The sequence below is a fragment of the Gracilibacillus saliphilus genome, from assembly GCF_010994085.1.
Lineage (GTDB): Bacteria > Bacillota > Bacilli > Bacillales > Amphibacillaceae > Gracilibacillus > Gracilibacillus lacisalsi.
The window spans coordinates 17,146-35,845 of the sequence record NZ_WJEB01000046.1; the positions used below are offsets into that span (position 1 = coordinate 17,146).

Annotated in this window: 24 protein-coding genes and 1 pseudogene; 19 read left to right on the forward strand and 6 right to left on the reverse strand. The window is 33.5% G+C overall.

The genetic code is table 11. From position 1 onward, the window contains the following. The first annotated feature begins 12 nt into the window (after window positions 1-12). From GHT08_RS20315 to cysQ, 11 genes and pseudogenes are all read left to right on the forward strand, one after another. The gene (locus GHT08_RS20315) at window positions 13-963 is read left to right on the forward strand and encodes a glycosyltransferase (RefSeq protein ID WP_163583215.1); all 951 of its coding nucleotides are present in this window, start codon (window positions 13-15) and stop codon (window positions 961-963) included. A 63-nt stretch (window positions 964-1,026) separates the two neighbouring features. Beyond that, the gene (locus tag GHT08_RS20320; RefSeq protein WP_163583216.1) at window positions 1,027-2,478 is read left to right on the forward strand and encodes a lipopolysaccharide biosynthesis protein; all 1,452 of its coding nucleotides are present in this window, start codon (window positions 1,027-1,029) and stop codon (window positions 2,476-2,478) included. Window positions 2,479-2,496: 18 nt separating this feature from the next. Beyond that, a complete protein-coding gene (locus GHT08_RS20325) occupies window positions 2,497-3,189 on the forward strand; it encodes a sulfotransferase family protein (RefSeq protein ID WP_163583217.1) in 693 nt (230 codons plus the stop codon). Further along, window positions 3,189-4,322 (forward strand): DegT/DnrJ/EryC1/StrS family aminotransferase, encoded by a 1,134-nt coding sequence (locus GHT08_RS20330; protein WP_163583238.1) that lies wholly within the window; start codon window positions 3,189-3,191, stop codon window positions 4,320-4,322. Before GHT08_RS20325 ends, GHT08_RS20330 begins: the two co-directional genes overlap by 1 nt. 4 nt (window positions 4,323-4,326) lie before the next feature. Further along, window positions 4,327-5,205 (forward strand): glucose-1-phosphate thymidylyltransferase RfbA, encoded by an 879-nt coding sequence (rfbA, locus tag GHT08_RS20335; protein WP_163583218.1) that lies wholly within the window; start codon window positions 4,327-4,329, stop codon window positions 5,203-5,205. Further along, window positions 5,205-6,218: a dTDP-glucose 4,6-dehydratase gene (gene rfbB, locus GHT08_RS20340; protein WP_193568331.1), complete on the forward strand. Its 1,014-nt coding sequence runs from the start codon at window positions 5,205-5,207 to the stop codon at window positions 6,216-6,218. Before rfbA ends, rfbB begins: the two co-directional genes overlap by 1 nt. Window positions 6,219-6,244: 26 nt before the next feature. Further along, window positions 6,245-6,952 (forward strand): WbqC family protein, encoded by a 708-nt coding sequence (locus GHT08_RS20345; RefSeq protein ID WP_163583219.1) that lies wholly within the window; start codon window positions 6,245-6,247, stop codon window positions 6,950-6,952. 59 nt (window positions 6,953-7,011) lie between these two features. Continuing rightward, window positions 7,012-7,917, forward strand: a pseudogene (gene cysD / locus GHT08_RS20350) (sulfate adenylyltransferase subunit CysD); the annotation flags it as partial. 1 nt (window position 7,918) lies between these two features. After that, window positions 7,919-9,745 (forward strand): adenylyl-sulfate kinase, encoded by a 1,827-nt coding sequence (gene cysC, locus GHT08_RS20355; RefSeq protein ID WP_163583221.1) that lies wholly within the window; start codon window positions 7,919-7,921, stop codon window positions 9,743-9,745. A gap of 68 nt (window positions 9,746-9,813) precedes the next feature. Next, the gene (locus GHT08_RS20360) at window positions 9,814-11,592 is read left to right on the forward strand and encodes an SLC13 family permease (RefSeq protein WP_163583222.1); all 1,779 of its coding nucleotides are present in this window, start codon (window positions 9,814-9,816) and stop codon (window positions 11,590-11,592) included. Window positions 11,593-11,615: 23 nt separating this feature from the next. After that, window positions 11,616-12,410: a 3'(2'),5'-bisphosphate nucleotidase CysQ gene (gene cysQ, locus GHT08_RS20365; protein WP_163583223.1), complete on the forward strand. Its 795-nt coding sequence runs from the start codon at window positions 11,616-11,618 to the stop codon at window positions 12,408-12,410. Between the two features lie 385 nt (window positions 12,411-12,795). On the opposite strand, the gene GHT08_RS20370 is transcribed toward cysQ, so the two are convergent. Then, window positions 12,796-13,017, reverse strand: coding sequence for a helix-turn-helix domain-containing protein (locus tag GHT08_RS20370; protein WP_163583224.1), 222 nt, complete (start codon window positions 13,015-13,017; stop codon window positions 12,796-12,798). A gap of 142 nt (window positions 13,018-13,159) precedes the next feature. Between GHT08_RS20370 and GHT08_RS20375 the strand changes: the two genes are divergently transcribed. Further along, window positions 13,160-13,339: an aspartyl-phosphate phosphatase Spo0E family protein gene (locus tag GHT08_RS20375; RefSeq protein WP_238343627.1), complete on the forward strand. Its 180-nt coding sequence runs from the start codon at window positions 13,160-13,162 to the stop codon at window positions 13,337-13,339. A gap of 58 nt (window positions 13,340-13,397) precedes the next feature. Here GHT08_RS20375 and GHT08_RS20380 read toward each other — a convergent pair whose 3' ends face one another. After that, entirely contained in the window at window positions 13,398-13,847 is a 450-nt protein-coding gene (locus GHT08_RS20380; protein ID WP_163583225.1) for a competence protein ComK, read from the reverse strand. Beyond that, a complete protein-coding gene (locus GHT08_RS20385; protein WP_163583226.1) occupies window positions 13,840-14,145 on the reverse strand; it encodes a helix-turn-helix domain-containing protein in 306 nt (101 codons plus the stop codon). The genes GHT08_RS20380 and GHT08_RS20385 overlap by 8 nt, the downstream gene beginning before the upstream one ends. Before the next feature lie 355 nt (window positions 14,146-14,500). On the opposite strand from GHT08_RS20385, the gene GHT08_RS20390 reads away from it, so the two are divergent. Further along, window positions 14,501-14,935, forward strand: coding sequence for a sigma-70 family RNA polymerase sigma factor (locus GHT08_RS20390; RefSeq protein WP_163583241.1), 435 nt, complete (start codon window positions 14,501-14,503; stop codon window positions 14,933-14,935). 184 nt (window positions 14,936-15,119) lie between these two features. On the opposite strand, the gene GHT08_RS20395 is transcribed toward GHT08_RS20390, so the two are convergent. Further along, window positions 15,120-15,434 (reverse strand): helix-turn-helix domain-containing protein, encoded by a 315-nt coding sequence (locus tag GHT08_RS20395; protein WP_163583227.1) that lies wholly within the window; start codon window positions 15,432-15,434, stop codon window positions 15,120-15,122. Window positions 15,435-15,642: 208 nt separating this feature from the next. On the opposite strand from GHT08_RS20395, the gene GHT08_RS20400 reads away from it, so the two are divergent. Further along, window positions 15,643-15,816, forward strand: coding sequence for an aspartyl-phosphate phosphatase Spo0E family protein (locus GHT08_RS20400; protein ID WP_163583228.1), 174 nt, complete (start codon window positions 15,643-15,645; stop codon window positions 15,814-15,816). 86 nt (window positions 15,817-15,902) lie between these two features. Here GHT08_RS20400 and GHT08_RS20405 read toward each other — a convergent pair whose 3' ends face one another. Together GHT08_RS20405 and GHT08_RS20410 are read right to left on the reverse strand one after the other, a co-directional pair. After that, a complete protein-coding gene (locus tag GHT08_RS20405) occupies window positions 15,903-16,361 on the reverse strand; it encodes a competence protein ComK (protein WP_163583229.1) in 459 nt (152 codons plus the stop codon). Continuing rightward, window positions 16,358-16,657 carry a helix-turn-helix domain-containing protein gene (locus GHT08_RS20410; RefSeq protein WP_163583230.1) on the reverse strand — a complete coding sequence of 100 codons (300 nt, stop codon included), beginning with the start codon at window positions 16,655-16,657 and terminating at the stop codon, window positions 16,358-16,360. Before GHT08_RS20410 ends, GHT08_RS20405 begins: the two co-directional genes overlap by 4 nt. A 275-nt stretch (window positions 16,658-16,932) precedes the next feature. Between GHT08_RS20410 and GHT08_RS20415 the strand changes: the two genes are divergently transcribed. The 5 genes from GHT08_RS20415 to GHT08_RS20435 all read left to right on the forward strand — a co-directional run. Beyond that, window positions 16,933-17,319, forward strand: a complete 387-nt coding sequence (locus GHT08_RS20415; RefSeq protein WP_238343628.1) for a DUF4176 domain-containing protein — start codon at window positions 16,933-16,935, stop codon at window positions 17,317-17,319. A 25-nt stretch (window positions 17,320-17,344) separates the two neighbouring features. Beyond that, window positions 17,345-17,701: a hypothetical protein gene (locus GHT08_RS20420; protein ID WP_163583232.1), complete on the forward strand. Its 357-nt coding sequence runs from the start codon at window positions 17,345-17,347 to the stop codon at window positions 17,699-17,701. A gap of 16 nt (window positions 17,702-17,717) precedes the next feature. Continuing rightward, the gene (locus GHT08_RS20425) at window positions 17,718-18,017 is read left to right on the forward strand and encodes a hypothetical protein (RefSeq protein ID WP_163583233.1); all 300 of its coding nucleotides are present in this window, start codon (window positions 17,718-17,720) and stop codon (window positions 18,015-18,017) included. Window positions 18,018-18,032: 15 nt separating this feature from the next. After that, window positions 18,033-18,389, forward strand: coding sequence for a hypothetical protein (locus GHT08_RS20430; RefSeq protein WP_163583234.1), 357 nt, complete (start codon window positions 18,033-18,035; stop codon window positions 18,387-18,389). Window positions 18,390-18,425: 36 nt separating this feature from the next. Next, the coding region (locus GHT08_RS20435) for a hypothetical protein (protein WP_163583235.1) at window positions 18,426-18,700 on the forward strand (275 nt) is incomplete at its 3' end.

Here is an 18,700-nt window from a genome sequence, read left to right on the forward strand (position 1 = left end):
GTTGTGAATAAAATGGAGCCACTGGTTAGCGTTTGTTGTATCACTTATAATCATGAAAATTACATTCGTGATGCCTTAAGTAGTTTTATAATGCAACAAACAAATTTTGATTATGAGATATTAATACATGATGATGCATCAACTGATGGAACTGGAGAAATAATTAAAGAATTTGAATTAAAATATCCAGATATTATTAAGCCAATTTACCAAAAAGAAAATCAATATTCTAAGAACCCTCGTGTGCCAGCGAAAAATGTTTGGCCGCGTGCTCAAGGTAGGTATATAGCAACTTGTGAAGGAGATGATTTTTGGTTAGATAAAAATAAATTACAAAAACAAGTGGATATATTAGAAAATAATCCAGAATTTGTATATTGTTTTCATTCTGTACAAGTAGTGGATACAGCGAAAAATCCTATTGGGAAATTCTTAGGACCACATGGTAAAGGGAGTGGGAGCTATTTTTTAAGTGAAACTGGACAAGGTAGTTTTGTTCATCTTTCTTCGATTATGATGAGAACAGAACTAGTTCAAGAGAAATTACCTGACTGGTATTTTGATGCGAGTCATGGAGACTACGCTTTAATCTTCTATCTTGAAGGCCTTGGAAAAAACTATTATATAGACGAGGTAATGTCATGCTATAGAATTGGTGTTAATGGATCACTAATGACTAGTTTTAGAAAGGATGAATCTAAAACTCTTAAGTTACAATATTATGAACATAGAATTAATACAATAAATTCAGCTGATTCGTATTTTAATTATCGTTTATTTAATGAATTTAAAACACTTAGATTATCTAATGAAGTAAGAATAAATTTACTTAGAAATGATTTTTCTAGAGATGCTATAAAAAAATATTTAGCTTTTGCTTCAAATAATGGTTGGTTAAAGTTACTAAAAATTATTATTAGCTTCAAACTACCAACTTTAAAGAAAATATTGGTACAAAGATAAGGACAAAGAGCAAAAGGTTATAATTTAATTTGATTGAATTCAAGGTCAAAAGGGAGTATGGAAATGAAATCTTACAACATGATCAAGCGAAAAACTATCAAAGGACTACTTTGGAGTTTTATTGATTTGTTCTCAAGACAAATTATTGTACTGATAACTCAGGTTATATTAGCACGTTTATTACTTCCTGAGTATTTTGGTCTAATAGGAATGATAACTATATTTGTTTCAATTTCAACCTCCCTAGTTCAAAGTGGTTTAGATCAAGCGTTAATTCGTGAAAAAAATCCTAAACAATTAGACTATTCCACTGTATTTTTTTTTAATTTATGTATTTCAGTATTTATTTATAGTATTTTATTTACTACTGCACCATTCATTGCCTCTTATTATGGGGAGTCGGAATTGGTTGCCATATTAAGAGTTTTGATGTTAGTAGTTATTATTAATGCTTTATCGGTTATACAACGCGTTATTTTAATTCGAAGCGTAGATTTCAAAACACAAACAAAAATTACAATTATTGCAAGTCTTGTTTCAGGAATGATAGCTATTACTTTTGCGGTTTTGGGGTTAGGTGTTTGGAGTTTAGTAGCACAACAACTATCTATGCAGTTTATTATGATGATTTTGTTAACACTTAATAATAGATGGGTACCATCGCTTAAATTTAACATAAGGTTGTTTAAGTATTATTTTAAATTTGGATATAAATTATTATTCTCTGGCTTAATTGGTGTTCTCCAACGAAACATTTATTTTGTTATAATTGGTAAAATATATACGCCAACAAATTTAGGATATTATACAAACGCATCTAAACTAAGAGATATATCATCACAAACGTTATCGCAGGCTCTTCAAAGAGTTACATACCCCATATTGAGTAAGTTTAAAGATGATCCAAGGATGTTGTCAACTAATTATAGAAGGTTAATACGAAGCACAGCTTTTATTCATTTTCCAATAATTATGGCCTTGTCAGCTATTTCTCCTATACTAATTCCTTTAGTATTAGGTTCTCAATGGGAAGAATCAGTTCCGTTCTTCCAACTCTTAAGTGTGGTAGGAATGTTATATCCGATACAAGCATTAAATTTAAATATATTAAAAGTAGTCGGAAGAACCGATGTATTTTTAGCACTTTCTATTATAAAAACTCTCATATTATTTGTTTTGCTTAGTGGAGCTATCTATTTTGAAATAAGCATAAATGGATTAATAATTGTTGCGATTTTGCATTCTTTTATTTCATTAATGATTCATAGTTATGTATCAAGTAAATTCATCAAATATAATTTATTTACTCAATTATTTCATTTATTCAAAATTATGATTCCTTCATTTATTATGTTTATTATTATGAATTTTGTTGGACAAGCTTTAGCACTTATGAGTATATATATGATTGTTATTCAGTTAATAATAGGTCTAGTTTTTTATCTAATTATTAGTTTCTTTATTAACAGGTGGGAATTAAAAAGCACATTAGATTTAATAAAGGAATTTAAGTAAAAAGGGAGAGGATGGATTATGACAGGTAAAATCTTTTGTATTGGTAGGAATAAAACAGGTACTACGTCCTTGAAAAAGGCATTTGAAGTTCTAGGCTATAGTGTTGGGAAACAGCGTGAAGCTGAAAATTTGTTAGTAAATTATATTGAAGGTGATTTTGATTCAATAATTGAACATTGTAACTCTGCTACTGTATTTCAAGATGTTCCATTTAGTTGGCCAGGGACTTATATGTATTTAGATAGAGCTTTCCCTGAAAGTAAATTTATTCTTACAGTTAGAGACAGTAGTGAACAATGGTATAACTCTATAACTAAATTTCATTCTAAAAAATTCGCAGATGGTCACAGAACACCAACTAGAAATGATTTGATAAATTCAACCTATATTTTCAAGGGTCAGCCTTGGCTTGTACATAAACATATATATGGTATTGAAGGTGAAAATACATATGATAAAGAAATTATGATTCGTAATTATGAGAAACACAATGAAGAAGTTAAAGAACACTTTAAGGACAGACCAGAAGATTTATTAGTACTTAATTTAAGTGAGAAAAATTCATATAAAAAATTTTGCGACTTCTTGGATATTTGTTCGCCTTATACTGATTTCCCGTGGGAGAATAAAACTTCTAATGTTACAAATAAAAAAGATAATATTTCTAGAATTAAGAAAAAACTAAAAAGAATGAAGGAGAAAATACAGTGATGGAAATTCCTAATCAGCCTATAATGGTTACTCGTCCACTGTTACCTGATTTAAGTTCAGTAAATTGTCAATTGAAAGATGTTTGGGATAGTAAATGGATTACTAATAATGGTCCCAAAAGTAAAGAATTATTGCAAGAACTAAAAAACTATTTATCTGTTAAACATTTTTCTTTGTTTAATAACGGAACTTTAGCATTAATATTAGGACTAAAAGCTTTAAAGTTAGAGGGAGAAGTAATTACTACTCCATTTACATTTCCTGCTACAGTAGAAGCACTTGATTGGAATGGATTGACTCCTGTGTTTTGTGATATTGATACTGAAACATTAAATATTGATGCAAATAAAATTGAGTCGTTGATTACCGATCGCACAAGTGCGATACTAGGTGTTCATGTTTTTGGTAATCCGTGTAATGTTAATAAAATCCAACAGATAGCTGATAAGTATAATCTTAAGGTTATATATGATGGAGCACATGTTTTTGGAACTTATTTGAATGGAAAACCTATAGGAGAACATGGAGATATGACAATGTTCAGTTTCCATGCTACTAAGTTATTTAATACTATTGAAGGAGGGGCCTTAACATTTAAGAATGAAATATTAAATGAAAGGCTAGATTTATTAAAAAACTTTGGAATTGATAAACCTGATACGGTTGAACTTTCTGGTCTTAATGCTAAATTAAATGAGGTTCAAGCAGCAATGGGCTTAGAAGTACTCAAGATTGTAACAGATGAAAAAAAGAAGAGGTATCGTATTAAAGAGTTATATGAACTACTTTTGGGAGAAATACCAGGAATTCGAATATTAACTAAACATAAAGAAGAACAAAGTAGTTATCAGTATTTTGTGATTGAAGTAGATGAGGAAGAGTATGGTATTAGTCGAAACGAATTACACGAAAAGCTGAAAGAATTTAATGTGTATACACGAAAGTACTTTTATCCATTATGTAGTGATTTTAAATGGTATAAAAATTTCCCTTCGGCTCAAAAAGAAAATCTTCCTGTTGCTAATAAAAAAGTGAACCAAGTACTAGCTATGCCATTTTATGGAGACTTAACAAATGAAGAAGTTGAACAAATATGTAGTATTATTAAATATTTGAGTAAAGGAAGTAGGTGATAATGTGAAGGGTATTATATTAGCTGGTGGTTCTGGTACTAGATTATACCCATTAACTCAAGCAACATCTAAACAAATTTTGCCGGTGTATGATAAACCAATGATTTACTATCCATTGTCTGTATTAATGCTAGCGGGGATAAGAGACATTCTTATTATATCAACTGAAAGAGATTTACCAGTATTTAAGGAGTTACTAGGAAATGGTAACCAAATAGGGCTCGAAATTAGTTATAAAGTGCAAGAACAACCACGAGGGTTAGCAGATGCATTTATATTGGGAGAGGACTTTATTGATGGATCATCAGTGGCATTAGTTCTAGGTGATAACATTTTTTATGGTTCAAACTTTGGAAATATTGTTCAGCGAGAAGCAAATTTGAAAGAAGGAGGACTGATATTTGGATGCTTTGTTAAAGACCCGAGAAGATATGGGGTAGTAGAGGTAGATGCAAATCGCAACGCCGTCTCAATTGAGGAGAAACCGGAACATCCCAAATCATCCTATGCCATACCAGGACTATACTTTTTTGATGAGAAGGTTGTTCAATATGCAAAAGAAGTAGAACCTTCAGATAGAGGGGAGTTAGAAATCACTTCAATAATAGAAAGGTACATGAATGAAGGTCAATTAAAAGTTCAATTATTAGGAAGAGGACTAGCGTGGCTTGATACTGGTACCCATGAATCTTTGCTCGAAGCATCAAATTTTGTGGAAGCAGTCCAAAAAAGACAAGGCCTGTATATTTCTTGCATTGAAGAAATTGCATATAGAAGAGGGTATATAGATAAAGAACAGGTTGAAACATTAGCCAAGCCATTGTTAAAAACAGATTATGGAAAATACCTAAAGGATTTAATTGAAGTAGAAGGAGGGAAATAATGAATATTTTAGTCACAGGCGGATCAGGTTTTATTGGAGGAAATTTTGTACAGTATATGGTTGATAAATATCCAGAATATAATATTTATAACCTTGATTTGCTTACCTATGCAGGTGACCTTACTAAACACAAAGAATATGAAAATAAGCCAAATTATCATTTTATTAAAGCAGATATAGCTGATCGCTACAAAATTTTGTCTATTTTTAATGAAAGAAAATTTGATTATGTTGTACACTTTGCTGCCGAGAGTCATGTGGATCGATCCATTTCTGACCCAGAAGTTTTCATAAGAACAAACGTTTTAGGTACCCAAGTACTGTTAGATGCAGCGAAGGAAGTTGGAGTAAAGAAATTTGTACATATATCTACTGATGAAGTATATGGAGAATTAGATTTTGACCCAGACACATTTTTTACAGAAGAAACCCCTTTACAACCAAATAGTCCATATAGTGCAAGTAAAGCATCTTCCGATTTATTAGTTAGAGCATATCACGAGACTTATGATTTACCAATAAATATTACAAGATGCTCTAATAATTATGGGCCATATCATTTTCCAGAAAAGTTAATCCCTTTAACTATCTCTAGAGTGTTGAATGATGAGAAAGTCCCGGTTTATGGTGATGGGAAAAATGTACGTGATTGGCTACATGTCTATGATCATTGTACTGCAATAGATTTAGTAATGCACCAAGCTAAATCTGGTGAAACATACAATATAGGTGGTCATAACGAGAAAACAAACTTAGAGGTTGTACAGACAATTATCAGTGCTCTCGATAAATCTGAGAATTTAATAGAATTTGTGAAGGATCGTTTGGGACATGATAAGCGATACGCAATTGATCCAACAAAACTTGAAGAGCTGGGTTGGAAGCCTATGTATAACTTTGAAACGGGAATTGACCAAACAATTAAATGGTATTTGGAAAATAAAGATTGGTGGGAAGCTATTATTAATGAAGAATATAAAAAATATTTTGATGATCAATATCAAATAAATTAAATTTTTAATAATTAGGAGTGCAATGTATGAAATTAGCTATTATGCAACCCTATCTGTTTCCTTATATAGGTTATTTCCAGTTGATTCAAGCAGTCGATAAGTTTGTTATTTATGATGATGTGCAGTATATGAAAGGAGGATGGATAAATAGAAATAAAATTTTAGTGAATAAAAATCCATATACTTTTACATTTAGTGTAAAAAAAGACTCTTATGAAAAAAATATAAATCAAAGGTACTTTAATCAAAATTTCTCTAAGGAGAGAAAAAAATTTTTAAAAACCTTAAAAGAAAGTTATGGGAAAGCTACCTATTTTAATGATGTGTTTCCGTTAGTAGAAAAATCACTCCAAATCAACATAGAAGAACAAAATATTGCGGAAGTTATATCAAAGAGTATAAAGTTAATTTCGGAGTATTTAAGAATAGATACAGAATTTATTTTATCTTCAAATGTTGAAAAGAAAACAGAAGCAAGAGAAGAAAGAATCATAGAGTTGAATAAAATTCTAGGTTGCAATCATTATATAAATGCAATTGGTGGAAAAGACCTCTATACAAAAGAATATTTTGCTGATAGAAATGTAAAATTAAATTTCATTAAGACTGATAGTGATCTTTCATATGAACAAGACAATGATGAATTTGTTCCTAATTTATCTATCATTGATGTATTAATGTATAATTCAGTAGAAGAAACAAGAGAATTATTAAATAAGTATCAATTAATATAGTAAGAATTTATAAGATGGTTAGTGAAAAATAGAAAACATCTAAAAATAGAAAGGACGATTACCTTATGTCACAACTATCTCACCTCGACCAACTCGAGGCAGAAGCAATTTACATAATCCGTGAAGTAGCCGCAGAATGCGAAAAGCCAGTCATGCTTTATTCAATTGGTAAAGACAGTTCTGTCATGCTACATATAGCAATGAAAGCTTTCTATCCGGAGAAACCACCATTTCCCTTCTTGCATGTGAATACGACATGGAAGTTTAAAGAAATGATAGATTTTCGTGATAAAAAAGCAAAAGAATTAGGGATTGAAATGATTGAACATATTAATCAAGAAGGTGTAGAACAAGGTATTAATCCGTTTGATCATGGTTCTGCATACACAGATATTATGAAAACACAAAGTTTAAAACAAGCACTTGATAAATATGAATTTACTGCTGCGTTTGGTGGCGGTCGTCGTGATGAGGAGAAATCACGTGCAAAAGAACGAGTTTTCTCTTTCCGAAATAAAAATCATGCATGGGATCCAAAAAATCAAAAACCAGAAATGTGGAAGTTATACAATACTAGAATTAACAAAGGGGAAAGTATGCGAGTATTCCCACTGTCTAACTGGACAGAAAAAGATATCTGGCAATACATAAAACGTGAGAATATTGACATTGTTCCGCTTTATTTTGCTAAAGAACGTCCTGTAGTGGAACGTGACGGTAATATCGTGATGGTAGATGATGACCGTTTGAAATTAGAACCAGATGAAGAAATCAAGCATAAGAAAGTTAGATTCCGTACATTAGGTTGCTACCCTCTAACTGGCGGTGTGGAGTCAGAGGCGGAAACGTTAGATGAAATTATCGATGAAACATTAGGTGCTGTTTCTTCAGAACGTACAAGCCGTGTCATTGACCAAGAAGCTGCTGGAAGTATGGAACGTCGTAAGAGAGAGGGGTATTTCTAGAATGAAAGGTTTATTAAAGTTTATTACATGTGGTAGTGTTGATGATGGGAAATCTACGTTAATTGGACATATGCTTTATGATGCAAAACTATTATTTGCTGACCAAGAAAAAGCATTAGAACTAGATTCAAAGGTTGGTAGCCGTGGAGGAGAAATTGACTATTCCTTACTGCTTGATGGTTTAATGGCAGAACGGGAACAAGGTATTACGATAGACGTTGCCTACCGTTATTTCACCACCGATAACCGTTCCTTTATTGTTGCAGATACACCGGGACATGAAGAATATACTCGTAATATGGCTGTTGGTGCGTCCTTTGCTGATTTAGCAGTTATTCTAGTAGATGCAACAAAAGGTGTGATCACCCAAACTAGACGTCATGCGCGTATTTGTTCATTAATGGGTATTAAACATGTCGTGCTTGCAGTAAACAAGATGGATCTTATTGGTTTTGATCAAAAACGTTTTGAAGAAATTAAAAATGACTTCTTACAAATGACATATGGTTTTAATCTTGAAAGTGTTCAAGTCATTCCAGTTTCTGCTACAGAAGGGGATAACATTACGAAGAATTCTGAAAATACACTTTGGTATGACGGTAAAGCATTATTACCTTATCTAGAAGACATTGAAGTAGAAGAAGATGTGGATCAAGAGGAATTTGTAATGCCTGTTCAGCGTGTAAGTCGTCCAAACCATACTTTCCGTGGTTTTCAAGGACAAGTTGAAGCCGGTCATATTAAGGTCGGTGATGAGCTTATTACACTTCCTAGTCAGGAAAAGGCTAACGTTAAAAGCATTCTCGTCACCGATCATGAAGTATCTGAAGCTGGTGCAGGACAACCTGTAACGGTACAATTAGACCGAGAAGTGGACGTTTCTCGAGGATGTGTAATAACGACATCAGAAAATATTCAGGTTACCGATATGTTTACTGCTACTATTCTTTGGATGGATGATACGGAATTAGTAGAGGGACGTAATTATTTAGTAAAAGTAGGAACCAAACTATTACCAGGTACGGTGATGTCTATTAAGAATAAAATTGATATTAATACTGGTAAAGAGGTTCCAGCTGATAAAATCTTCAAAAATGAATTAGTAGAATGTGATATTTCATTATCAGAAAACATGGTTTTTGATAAATTCGAAAATAATGAAGCACTAGGTGGGCTTATTTTAGTTGATCGTGTCACCAATATGACATCTGCTTGTGGTGTCATTAAACATGAATTACGTCGTTCAACAAATGTCGTATGGCAGGATACAGATGTTACACGTGAGGTTAGAGCGCAGCAAAAAGGTCAAAAACCATTAACATTATGGTTCACAGGACTGTCTGGTTCTGGTAAGTCTACACTAGCTAATGAAGTAGAAAAACGTCTTGTAGCAACAGGACATCATACCATGCTATTAGATGGTGATAATGTACGCCACGGTTTAAATAAAAATTTAGGCTTCAAAGAACAGGATCGTGTAGAAAATATTCGTCGTATTGCAGAAGTTGGTAAATTGATGAATGATGCCGGTCTTATTGCTTTAACATCATTTATATCACCGTATGAAAGTGATAGACAAAATGCACGTGAAATTATTGGAGATTCTTATGTTGAAATTTTTGTTAGTACACCTCTAGAAGTTTGTGAAGAACGTGATGTTAAAGGGCTTTACAAAAAAGCTCGCGCTGGCGAAATTCCTAACTTTACTGGTATTTCTAGTCCTTATGAAGAACCAGAAAATCCTGAAATTGAGATCGATACAAGTAAATATTCACTAGAAGAAGCTACCGATTATGTAGTAAAAGAGATTATGAAATATATAGACTAAAAGATAAAAGCTACTATCAACTTTTATGGTAGTAGCTTTTTCTTTTAAAAAAGGAGGTGATCCCTCTTATGACATTGGAAATGGCTTTTGTTTTAATCATTATCATTGCCATGTTTCTGGCCTTGCTATTCGAAGTGGCGAGACCTGACATGATTATATTTGCAGGGTTAGTTATATTTGTTTTAACGGGGTTATTAACTCCTGAAGAGGCATTTAAAGGTTTTTCTAATCAAGGCATGCTTACCATTGCTTTATTATTTATCGTAGCAGGAGCTGTTCAAAAACATGGAATCCTTGAACGTATGATGACAAGTTGGTTAAATAAAAGTAGCCAAAAGAAAGGGTCTATGATACGTTTTTATTTACCTGTTTCTGTTTCATCTGCATTCTTAAATAATACACCGATCGTGGTTGCATTTACGCCAATGATCAAAAAGTGGTGTCAAGAAAGAGGGATTGCTCCTTCTAAGTACTTAATTCCTTTATCTTATGTCACGATATTAGGTGGAACGATTACGTTGATGGGTACATCTACTAATCTAGTTGTCCATGGTATGTTGATTGATTATGGGTTAGAAGGATTTACCCTTTTTCAATTAGCGATTGTCGGTATTCCCGTATTGATTTTAGGTTTTATTTACCTTTTCACAATAGGATATAAAATTTTGCCAAACAATAAAGGCTTTAGTGAACAAGTTAAGAAGGATACGCGTGAGTATATGGCCGAAATGTCCGTAACAAGTGAATTTCCTTTCCTAGGCAAGTCCGTTCAGGAAGCTGGTTTGCGTGATTTGAAAGGCTTGTATTTAATAGAAATTATCCGGGAGAATGAAAGAATATCCCCTGTTAAATCTAATACTTTGATAAGTGCAGGAGACAGGTTAATCTTTACAGGGTTGATTTCTACTATAGCAGAGTTACAGCAGATAAAAGGACTAAGATTAGAAACAGGTACACATTTAGATTTAGATGATCTTAAAAATGGAGAAGTCCAGTTAGTAGAAGCGGTGGTGTCTCACCAATCATCCTTATTATCCAAATCATTTAAGCAATCTCAATTTCGTTCAAGATATGATGCAGGAGTGTTGGCTGTACACCGTAACAATGAACGAATTAAAAGTAAAATTGGTGATATTGTGCCAAAACCAGGAGATGTCTTACTTTTACTAGCAGGTTCTGATTTTATCAAAACCTATAACAACTCTAATGACTTCTATGTTGTATCAACACTAGATACACCTAATAACTTAAATGAGAACAAAGGTAAAGGCTGGTTTTCTCTAGTCGTTTTAATTGCAATGATACTAACTGTAACATTTGGTTTGTTATCGATGTTTAAAGCTATGCTATTAGCTGTGTTTATTTTTATTATAACTAAAATTATAACTCCTGAAGAGGCTAAGAAGAATATTCAGTTTCATGTGCTTTTATTAATAGCTAGTGCTTTCGGTGTCGGAACGGCGATGACGAAGACTGGACTTGCCTCATGGATGGCCAAAGGGATCCTTGGAATCGGTGAACCGCTAGGCATTATCGCGTTGTTAGTTGCGATTTATCTATTAACCAATATATTTACAGAACTTATCACCAATAGTGCAGCGGCAGTGCTGATGCTTCCGATTGGAATAGAGATGGCGAGTTCATTGGGAGTTGATTACATGGGATTTGCAGTTACTATAGCTATTGCGGCTTCAGCTAGCTTTATAACCCCTATTGGTTATCAAACAAATCTCATTGTCTACGGTCCTGGTGGATATACATTTAGTGATTATATGAAAGTAGGAACTCCTTTAAGTATTCTTGTTATGCTTGTTACTGTAACCATCGTGAACATGCTATGGTTTTAAATAAAATAAAGGGTGGTAATAAAATGAGCAAATACATAGTTGATTTATTTCAAATTTGTTTAAACGCAGGTAAAGAGATTATGGAAGTATATAATCAGGATTTTGATGTTGAATTTAAAGAAGATGATTCACCGTTAACCTTAGCGGACAAGAGAGCGCATCATGACATTGCAGAAGGTTTAGAGCAAATGGATTATAGTATTCCGGTTTTAAGTGAAGAGGGTAAGGAGATTCCATATGAAGAGCGTAAAGACTGGGAACAGTTCTGGTTAGTTGACCCCCTAGACGGAACGAAAGAATTCATAAAGAAAAATGGTGAATTCACGGTTAATATTGCTTTAATTGAAGGCAAATACCCAAAACTGGGAGTTATTTATGCACCAGTATTGGATACCTTTTATTTTGGTGTGAATGGTGAAGGAGCATACAAGTTAAAAGATGCATCAAAAGTGACTATCACAAGTGCAGAAGATTTAATCAGTCAAAGTGTGAAATTACCAGAAGTGAACGACTGTAATATTACCAATGTAGTTGCGAGTCGTTCTCATATGTCTGAAGAAACAGAGGCATTTATTAATAAGCTAGACGGTGAAGTGAATGTGGTTTCATCGGGAAGTTCACTTAAGTTCTGCCTAGTAGCGGAAGGGAAAGCAGATTATTATCCACGTTATGCTCCGACAATGGAATGGGATACAGGTGCAGGGCAAGCAATTGTGGAAGCAGCAGGTGGCAAGGTTACTCGCTACGAAGATGATGAGCGTTTTTACTATAATCGGGAAGAATTGTTGAATGGATGGTTTTTAGTTAGTAGAGAATAGATAATATTTTAACATAAATAACAGTCCCACCTGGCGTATTCATCATGGGACTGTTATTTATTTGAAGTATAATTCTTTGAGTATCAGTAATTTACCCCTTTAAGAAAATATGTAATTTTAAAAAATAGCCACAACTCCCCGCTCTATGACAACTTTATATACAACTTTTTGTTGTTTGTAAAATTAATGACCGACATTTTGTTGTATAAAGAACCATTTTCCAATATTCATTGTATAATACATTCAAGAAAGGGATTAGCTTATGTTAAATTAAGGGAAGAAAAATGAACTAATGCGAGAAGAAGTAGCAAAAAATGCAAAATATCTCGACGAGTGCTTATACGTGTTCTCATATAAAATCGAATCAATTGTACAAAAGCGTTCGTTATTCCTCATTTACTTCTTTTATAGTAATAATTTCATTGATATCACTGATTTCTAAAGCATTTGCTATTTTTTCTATATGTTCTAATTGTATTCTTTGTCGTTTGCCATTTGCCATCTCACTCAAGGTTGCTCTTCGAACTCCAGTAATTAAGTGCAATTGATTTAAGCTTAAATTATAGTGATGAAGCAGTTCGTTAAGGTTTATTTCTACTTTTTTCAAAGTTTTACCCCACTTTATAATAAATTGACTGTACGTATAAAAGTACTATATAATATACGGAAATGTTGTACGTTTATACGTACGATTTGTGTTGGAAACTTTACAGAGTTAAATTTATATATTTTAAGGGAGCAATTTAGCTATGGATAAACATAATGATGGAATGAGTAGAGCATTGTTATTAGCACGAATTGAAGCGATGCGAAGTGAATTATTGAAAATTGGGAATCGAGAAGGCCTAACTGCACCTATTACTTTAAAATATAGTCAATCATTAGATGAAAAAATTAAAGAATATCAAGAATTGATGAAAGATACATAATATCGTTCTAATAGGTGATAGTTGAGCAAGAATAATACAATGGACATACATAATACAACTACATCAACTGTTCCAATAACACTTTTATCATTCCAGTTCGATCATATTGCTTTTGAATGGTGTGAAGTGATGTCGCAATCTTTACTACTTCACCGTTAGTAAACCTGATAGCTGTAAGTTGTTGTTTTCTTTCGATATGTTTTATGGCATGAAAAAACAGCCAGATGCAATCAGAGGATCGAGCGGATTGTGACGGGAATGCATATAGCTTTTGGGTTGGTTGAATAGGAATGGGAGACTTTTGGTAAAAATCTAAATGGTGTTGAATTGAAGCTTTGCGCCCTTGATAACTAGATCCGTAATGTAAACAATTCTCTTTGATAATATCTAGTGGTTTTTCTTTTTTGATTACGGTTTGATATGATTCAAGTATAGAGGATTGATAAACACTATCATACATGGGGAAGATGGCTATTGTATCTGAAGTAATTCGGTACTTATTATTCATCCACTTCACCAGTTCTTTTTTTATAGGCTATCAGTTCCTTCTCATAGTTTTCATAAAGGGTATCCAAGGAGCAGTTTAGTGCTTTTGCAATCTTTCCAATGGTAAGAAATGACGTTTGAAGGTATTTACCGCGTTCAATTTTACCATAATGTATTTCGTCAATATCTGCTTTTCTACCTACGTATTCTTGTGTCCACTTTGGATGTTTCGCTTTTAAATTTTCCCGAAATTGTCTTATACAATATCCTAAGATTAAACCTTCAATATGCTCCTGATGTGCCACTGTTATACCCCTCATCTTCCTTTACACCTATTATCATAAAATTAAATAATAGGTAACACGTGCAGTATCACGTATTGAGGGCGGATGTATTGGATAATTATGTCTATATTTCTCGCATAATAAGTCAAAAGGTTAGAGGTTGGTTAATGGCGCTTGTAAAAGAAAATCTATAAATAGCGATGAACTATGATAGATTTATGCAATAATTCCATTTTCTCAGATAAAAATCCCAAAAATAAGGGTAATAGGAGCTATTTTCAAAGGATGGCATACAAATATCACCATATGACATAGACGATGAATTTTTATATGATCACTTTACCGCGGAATACGTGAGGCAAGTGCTTGTCATGTAGGAGTTCACCAATTGATGAGATTTGAGGATATTTTAAAGGATTGTGAAAAAATGATTTATCACATTATGCACAAATATCAAATTCGAGATGTCGATGGGGAGTTTTATCAAGAAGGGTTAATTGCTTTATGGAATGCTTTTCAAAACTATGATCCATCAAAATCAAAGTTTTCTACCTATGCTTATTATGGTATTACAAGAACATTCATTAACAAGATTCGTAAAGATAATCGCGAGCGTGATCAATTTCAGCAATGGTTTAATCAAATTACAATAGAAGATTTGGTAGTGGTGGATGAGTTGGAAGTAGATACGCCATTTTTATTAGATATTCAAAAAGCGCTGACTGATAAGCAGTGGTGTTGGTTTGATAAATTTGTGTTGAAAGATCAGTCTGTTAGAAAGATAGCGGAAGAAGAAGGAGTGACAGAAAATGCTGTGAAGAATTAGGGGAAGCTAGCTAGGAAGAAGATTCAGAAGGTTATGGTAGAGAAGGAATATATTTAATGGTGAAGAAGAAGTGACTCGAATCTTAAGGGGTACGTCACTAGCGCTAAGTTGATGTTGTTGAATGGGTAGGTAGTAGAGGCTAGCCCCATAATAGTCCCAGGATGAAATTGTGTTCATCCTGGGACTATTGTTTTTTTATTAATTTTAGAAATTCGGTTAGTTTTACTCTTTCTTCAGGCGATAATTTTTTGGCTGTCTCTATTAAATGTACCAAGTCATCAGGTAATTCTTCTTCTTCAGAAGAGAAAAATGTAGGTAAATCAGTATCTAACGCTTTGAGAATGCGTGACAACATATCGATGTCTGGAACTGCCCGATTATTCTCAAATCGGCTTATATATGATTGTGAAATATTCACTCTTTTTGCTACTTCTTGTGTAGTAAGGTTTAATAACTTTCTTCGATTTTTCAGTTTATCCCCTATATTTAGATCTTCCATAAAATACTCCTTCGGAACTTTTACATATATTTTAGCTTGAATAAACATCAAACTGTATTATTAGAACCAAATAGAATAAATATTCATTAATTTATTGACTAAATAGTACATATAGGTATAAGATGTGTTTGATTATATAATTTTTCCATTTTGATAAATATTTTTACTATATCGTTCTGATGATTGCAGATGGGGGAAGCGTTTAAAAATGAGCAAAAGTAAAATGGACGTAGAATCATTATTAGAACAAATCGAAATAATGCGAGAAGAATTAGTGGATATTGGATTACGAGATGGATTAACTGCATCCTCAACCCTAGAATATAGTCAATTATTAGATGAACGAATTAAGGTGTATCAAAAAATGTTAAAGGATACATAAATTACTTTTTTTTGTTGCAGCGAATCACGTTTTTGTAATACATATGTAAGTGTTGGAAATGATAGTGGCAGTAATCAAATCGCTCATCATAATTGATCAAAAACAACCTTACACATTCCCGTACGATCATATTGATTTTGTAAAGTATATGTGGAAGTATCTAAAGTCAACCATTTCTCGTTAATGAATAGCACGATTGTATTTGGAGGGTTGTTTTCCGTATTGGTAAAGATGTTTTTCACTCCATGGAAAAACAACCAACAACAATTATCATTTTGTGGTGCTTCGGTAGGGAAGGTATATATTCCTTTTGAAGGAGCCACAGGGATGGGGGGCTTTTGGTGAAAGTCTAGATGGTGTTGTACCGATTTTTTACGACCATCATAAGCGGCACCGTAATGCATACAGTTTTCTTTGATAATTGGAAAGGGAGAAGATGAATGGTAAATCTCTTTCTCCCTTTCAATTATTTTGGACTGATAGAATATATCTTTGTTTGGTACAATGGCTAACGTTTTTCTAGTTATCCTATAATCTTTTATCATCTCTTTTTCTTTTCCTTTCGATTCGTTACTTCTCTTACTTGCTCCTGAAAGGAATGGTAGCTATGTGCTTTGAATTGTTCTTCTACAATCGAATAAGGTACATTTAATAACTCTGTTAATTCTACAAAGCGGGATATTGCTAGATTAAGCTCTCCCTTTTCAAATTGTTGAATGGAACGAACACTCATATTTAAAGCCTCGGCTACTTCACTTTGGGTCCAGCCTTTGGCAATACGCTGTTTCTTATAATATTCTCCTAATACGTATAGAAAATTATCTTTTTCGAAATCATTCATAAAAATCCAACCTCTTAGCCATTCTCTTAAAATAAGAAAGGGGTTGGAACGAAATATAGTTCATGTTTAGTAATAATATGGAAATTAATCAACGATACTATCCTAGTCAGTAAAGATAGGTTGAAATGAACATTCAGCTCCGAAAACATATGAAAGCAATTCCGTTAAAGTAAAGATGGAAGAAAATTAATAGAGAGGCTGAAGAAAAATAATTTAATATTATATCCATATTTTCTTTTAAGAGAGCTTGTAAAGGAGATTCATAATTGAAATATATGGAATCATCTTATATAATTTGTACAACAAAGGAAATATTACCCAAACCAATGGCGGCATATGAGTATGGAGGTGATGAAATGCTTCCGATTGGCAGTGTAATCGTATTGATAGACGGCGAACAACCAATCATGATTACAGGAAGAAAACCGATTGTGGAAAATATACATAAGGAAGAAGTATACCTGGATTACATTGGCTGCAGTTATCCTACCGGTGTCTTGGATAACCAAGTCTATTTTTTTAATGAAGACAATATTTCGAAAGTGTTATTTTATGGCTACGTAGGCGCAGAAGAAAGTAATGTTACCGACTTTATTAAGGAATGGGAAAAGCTTACCCCACTAAAGAAGGGGAAAGTTAATGATGCGGCACTGGTTGAGTAATGAGTAAGCAAAGGGGAAATAGACGATGGATTTTAATACAAGAATCAACCGCATTGATCAGATGATCGAACGATTGGAACATGTAGAAAGAGTAGTTCTAGCATGTCCTGCCCCGATATCGCAACAAGATTGGAACAACAGTAAGGCGCGTGAAGCAGCGGAAGAACTAGTTGATACGATGGATCATTATTTGGACGATTATAATGATAAATATCAAGCATGCATTCGTGCGCTAAGATCACTAAGACAGAAAGTAGAATCACAAAAATGGGCCAGTTACTATTATCATCGGTGGGCATTATATAGCATACCGGAAGAAGATCATGCAACCTATATTCGTTCAAAGGATATTGATCCTAGTGTAAAGCAAATGCTGAGATAAGGAAGGTGATGTGCGGGTGAGTGATAAAATCTCCTATGATTCTGACAAAACGATGGAGGCGTTAGCGGAAGTAGAACAGCAGTTAGATATTTTTTCAACGTCTAATCGTACCGTTCATGCGCAGTTTAATCAGATTTTCTCTGAATTATCTGGGGAAGCAATTTCTAGCTATCAGAATGTTGTCAATCAATATATGGAAATAGCTAAGTTAGCAGAGGATCATATTGATTTCTTTATTCAGTTAACGGAGAAGATGGAACAAGCAGTAAAAGAGGCAGATCGAAAGAGTCAAAGAATGCTAGATGATATCGGGTGAAGGAAGTGTTGAACCATGGAAGTGAAAGTAGATCCAGATCGTGTAAAAGATTTATACCGAACGCTTTTTGATGAACGAAACAGTGCAGAACAGATGACGCAAAAACTAATTAAATGTAAGAATGTATTAGAAGAACAGGGATTAGATGATAGTAGTTTATCAGATGTCTTGCATCTATTGGATACCTTGATTAATTTGATGGAATTGTTAGGTGATAACTTTGCGACACTCCAACAAAATGCAACAGCGATTGCAGAAGAGTTCAGTACGCTAGACCAAAGCTTATCATACCGATATGGAAACCATATAACCACCCAATCCTATCAGGCATATGAGCAAGACCGTCTTAACAAAATGTATCGAGGTTATTAATAAATAAAGATAGAAAGGTTAGAAGGAGGAGATGTGGTGGGGAAATTAACTGTGCATACCGGACCTGTTAAAGAATATCTAAGACGGATGCACCGCTACTACGAAGATCAAGAAGAAACAATAGAGAAGCATTTAGCTATCGTTAATGAAACGAGGCAAATGCTTACCCCAGAGGATCTTAGCCAAATAGCTAGTGAACTAGATGCGCTGGAACGCAAGGGGAAAAATTACATAAACAACAAAATGCCTGTCATACATGGCAATCTATCATCAGGAAAACCTGCAACCCCTTATGAGGAAGCAGTGGAACG

What these genes read in the sequence shown, in the direction of transcription:
- GHT08_RS20315 (WP_163583215.1), top strand. Translation starts at nt 13, where the DNA reads ATGGAGCCACTGGTTAGCGTTTGTTGTATCACTTATAATCATGAAAAT.
- GHT08_RS20320 (WP_163583216.1), top strand. Translation starts at nt 1,027, where the DNA reads ATGAAATCTTACAACATGATCAAGCGAAAAACTATCAAAGGACTACTT.
- GHT08_RS20325 (WP_163583217.1), top strand. Translation starts at nt 2,497, where the DNA reads ATGACAGGTAAAATCTTTTGTATTGGTAGGAATAAAACAGGTACTACG.
- GHT08_RS20330 (WP_163583238.1), top strand. Translation starts at nt 3,189, where the DNA reads ATGGAAATTCCTAATCAGCCTATAATGGTTACTCGTCCACTGTTACCT.
- rfbB (WP_193568331.1), top strand. Translation starts at nt 5,205, where the DNA reads ATGAATATTTTAGTCACAGGCGGATCAGGTTTTATTGGAGGAAATTTT.
- GHT08_RS20345 (WP_163583219.1), top strand. Translation starts at nt 6,245, where the DNA reads ATGAAATTAGCTATTATGCAACCCTATCTGTTTCCTTATATAGGTTAT.
- cysC (WP_163583221.1), top strand. Translation starts at nt 7,919, where the DNA reads ATGAAAGGTTTATTAAAGTTTATTACATGTGGTAGTGTTGATGATGGG.
- GHT08_RS20360 (WP_163583222.1), top strand. Translation starts at nt 9,814, where the DNA reads ATGACATTGGAAATGGCTTTTGTTTTAATCATTATCATTGCCATGTTT.
- cysQ (WP_163583223.1), top strand. Translation starts at nt 11,616, where the DNA reads ATGAGCAAATACATAGTTGATTTATTTCAAATTTGTTTAAACGCAGGT.
- GHT08_RS20375 (WP_238343627.1), top strand. Translation starts at nt 13,160, where the DNA reads ATGGATAAACATAATGATGGAATGAGTAGAGCATTGTTATTAGCACGA.
- GHT08_RS20380 (WP_163583225.1), bottom strand. Translation starts at nt 13,847, where the DNA reads ATGAATAATAAGTACCGAATTACTTCAGATACAATAGCCATCTTCCCC.
- GHT08_RS20385 (WP_163583226.1), bottom strand. Translation starts at nt 14,145, where the DNA reads ATGAGGGGTATAACAGTGGCACATCAGGAGCATATTGAAGGTTTAATC.
- GHT08_RS20390 (WP_163583241.1), top strand. Translation starts at nt 14,501, where the DNA reads ATGAGATTTGAGGATATTTTAAAGGATTGTGAAAAAATGATTTATCAC.
- GHT08_RS20395 (WP_163583227.1), bottom strand. Translation starts at nt 15,434, where the DNA reads ATGGAAGATCTAAATATAGGGGATAAACTGAAAAATCGAAGAAAGTTA.
- GHT08_RS20400 (WP_163583228.1), top strand. Translation starts at nt 15,643, where the DNA reads ATGAGCAAAAGTAAAATGGACGTAGAATCATTATTAGAACAAATCGAA.
- GHT08_RS20405 (WP_163583229.1), bottom strand. Translation starts at nt 16,361, where the DNA reads ATGATAAAAGATTATAGGATAACTAGAAAAACGTTAGCCATTGTACCA.
- GHT08_RS20410 (WP_163583230.1), bottom strand. Translation starts at nt 16,657, where the DNA reads ATGAATGATTTCGAAAAAGATAATTTTCTATACGTATTAGGAGAATAT.
- GHT08_RS20415 (WP_238343628.1), top strand. Translation starts at nt 16,933, where the DNA reads ATGGAATCATCTTATATAATTTGTACAACAAAGGAAATATTACCCAAA.
- GHT08_RS20420 (WP_163583232.1), top strand. Translation starts at nt 17,345, where the DNA reads ATGGATTTTAATACAAGAATCAACCGCATTGATCAGATGATCGAACGA.
- GHT08_RS20430 (WP_163583234.1), top strand. Translation starts at nt 18,033, where the DNA reads ATGGAAGTGAAAGTAGATCCAGATCGTGTAAAAGATTTATACCGAACG.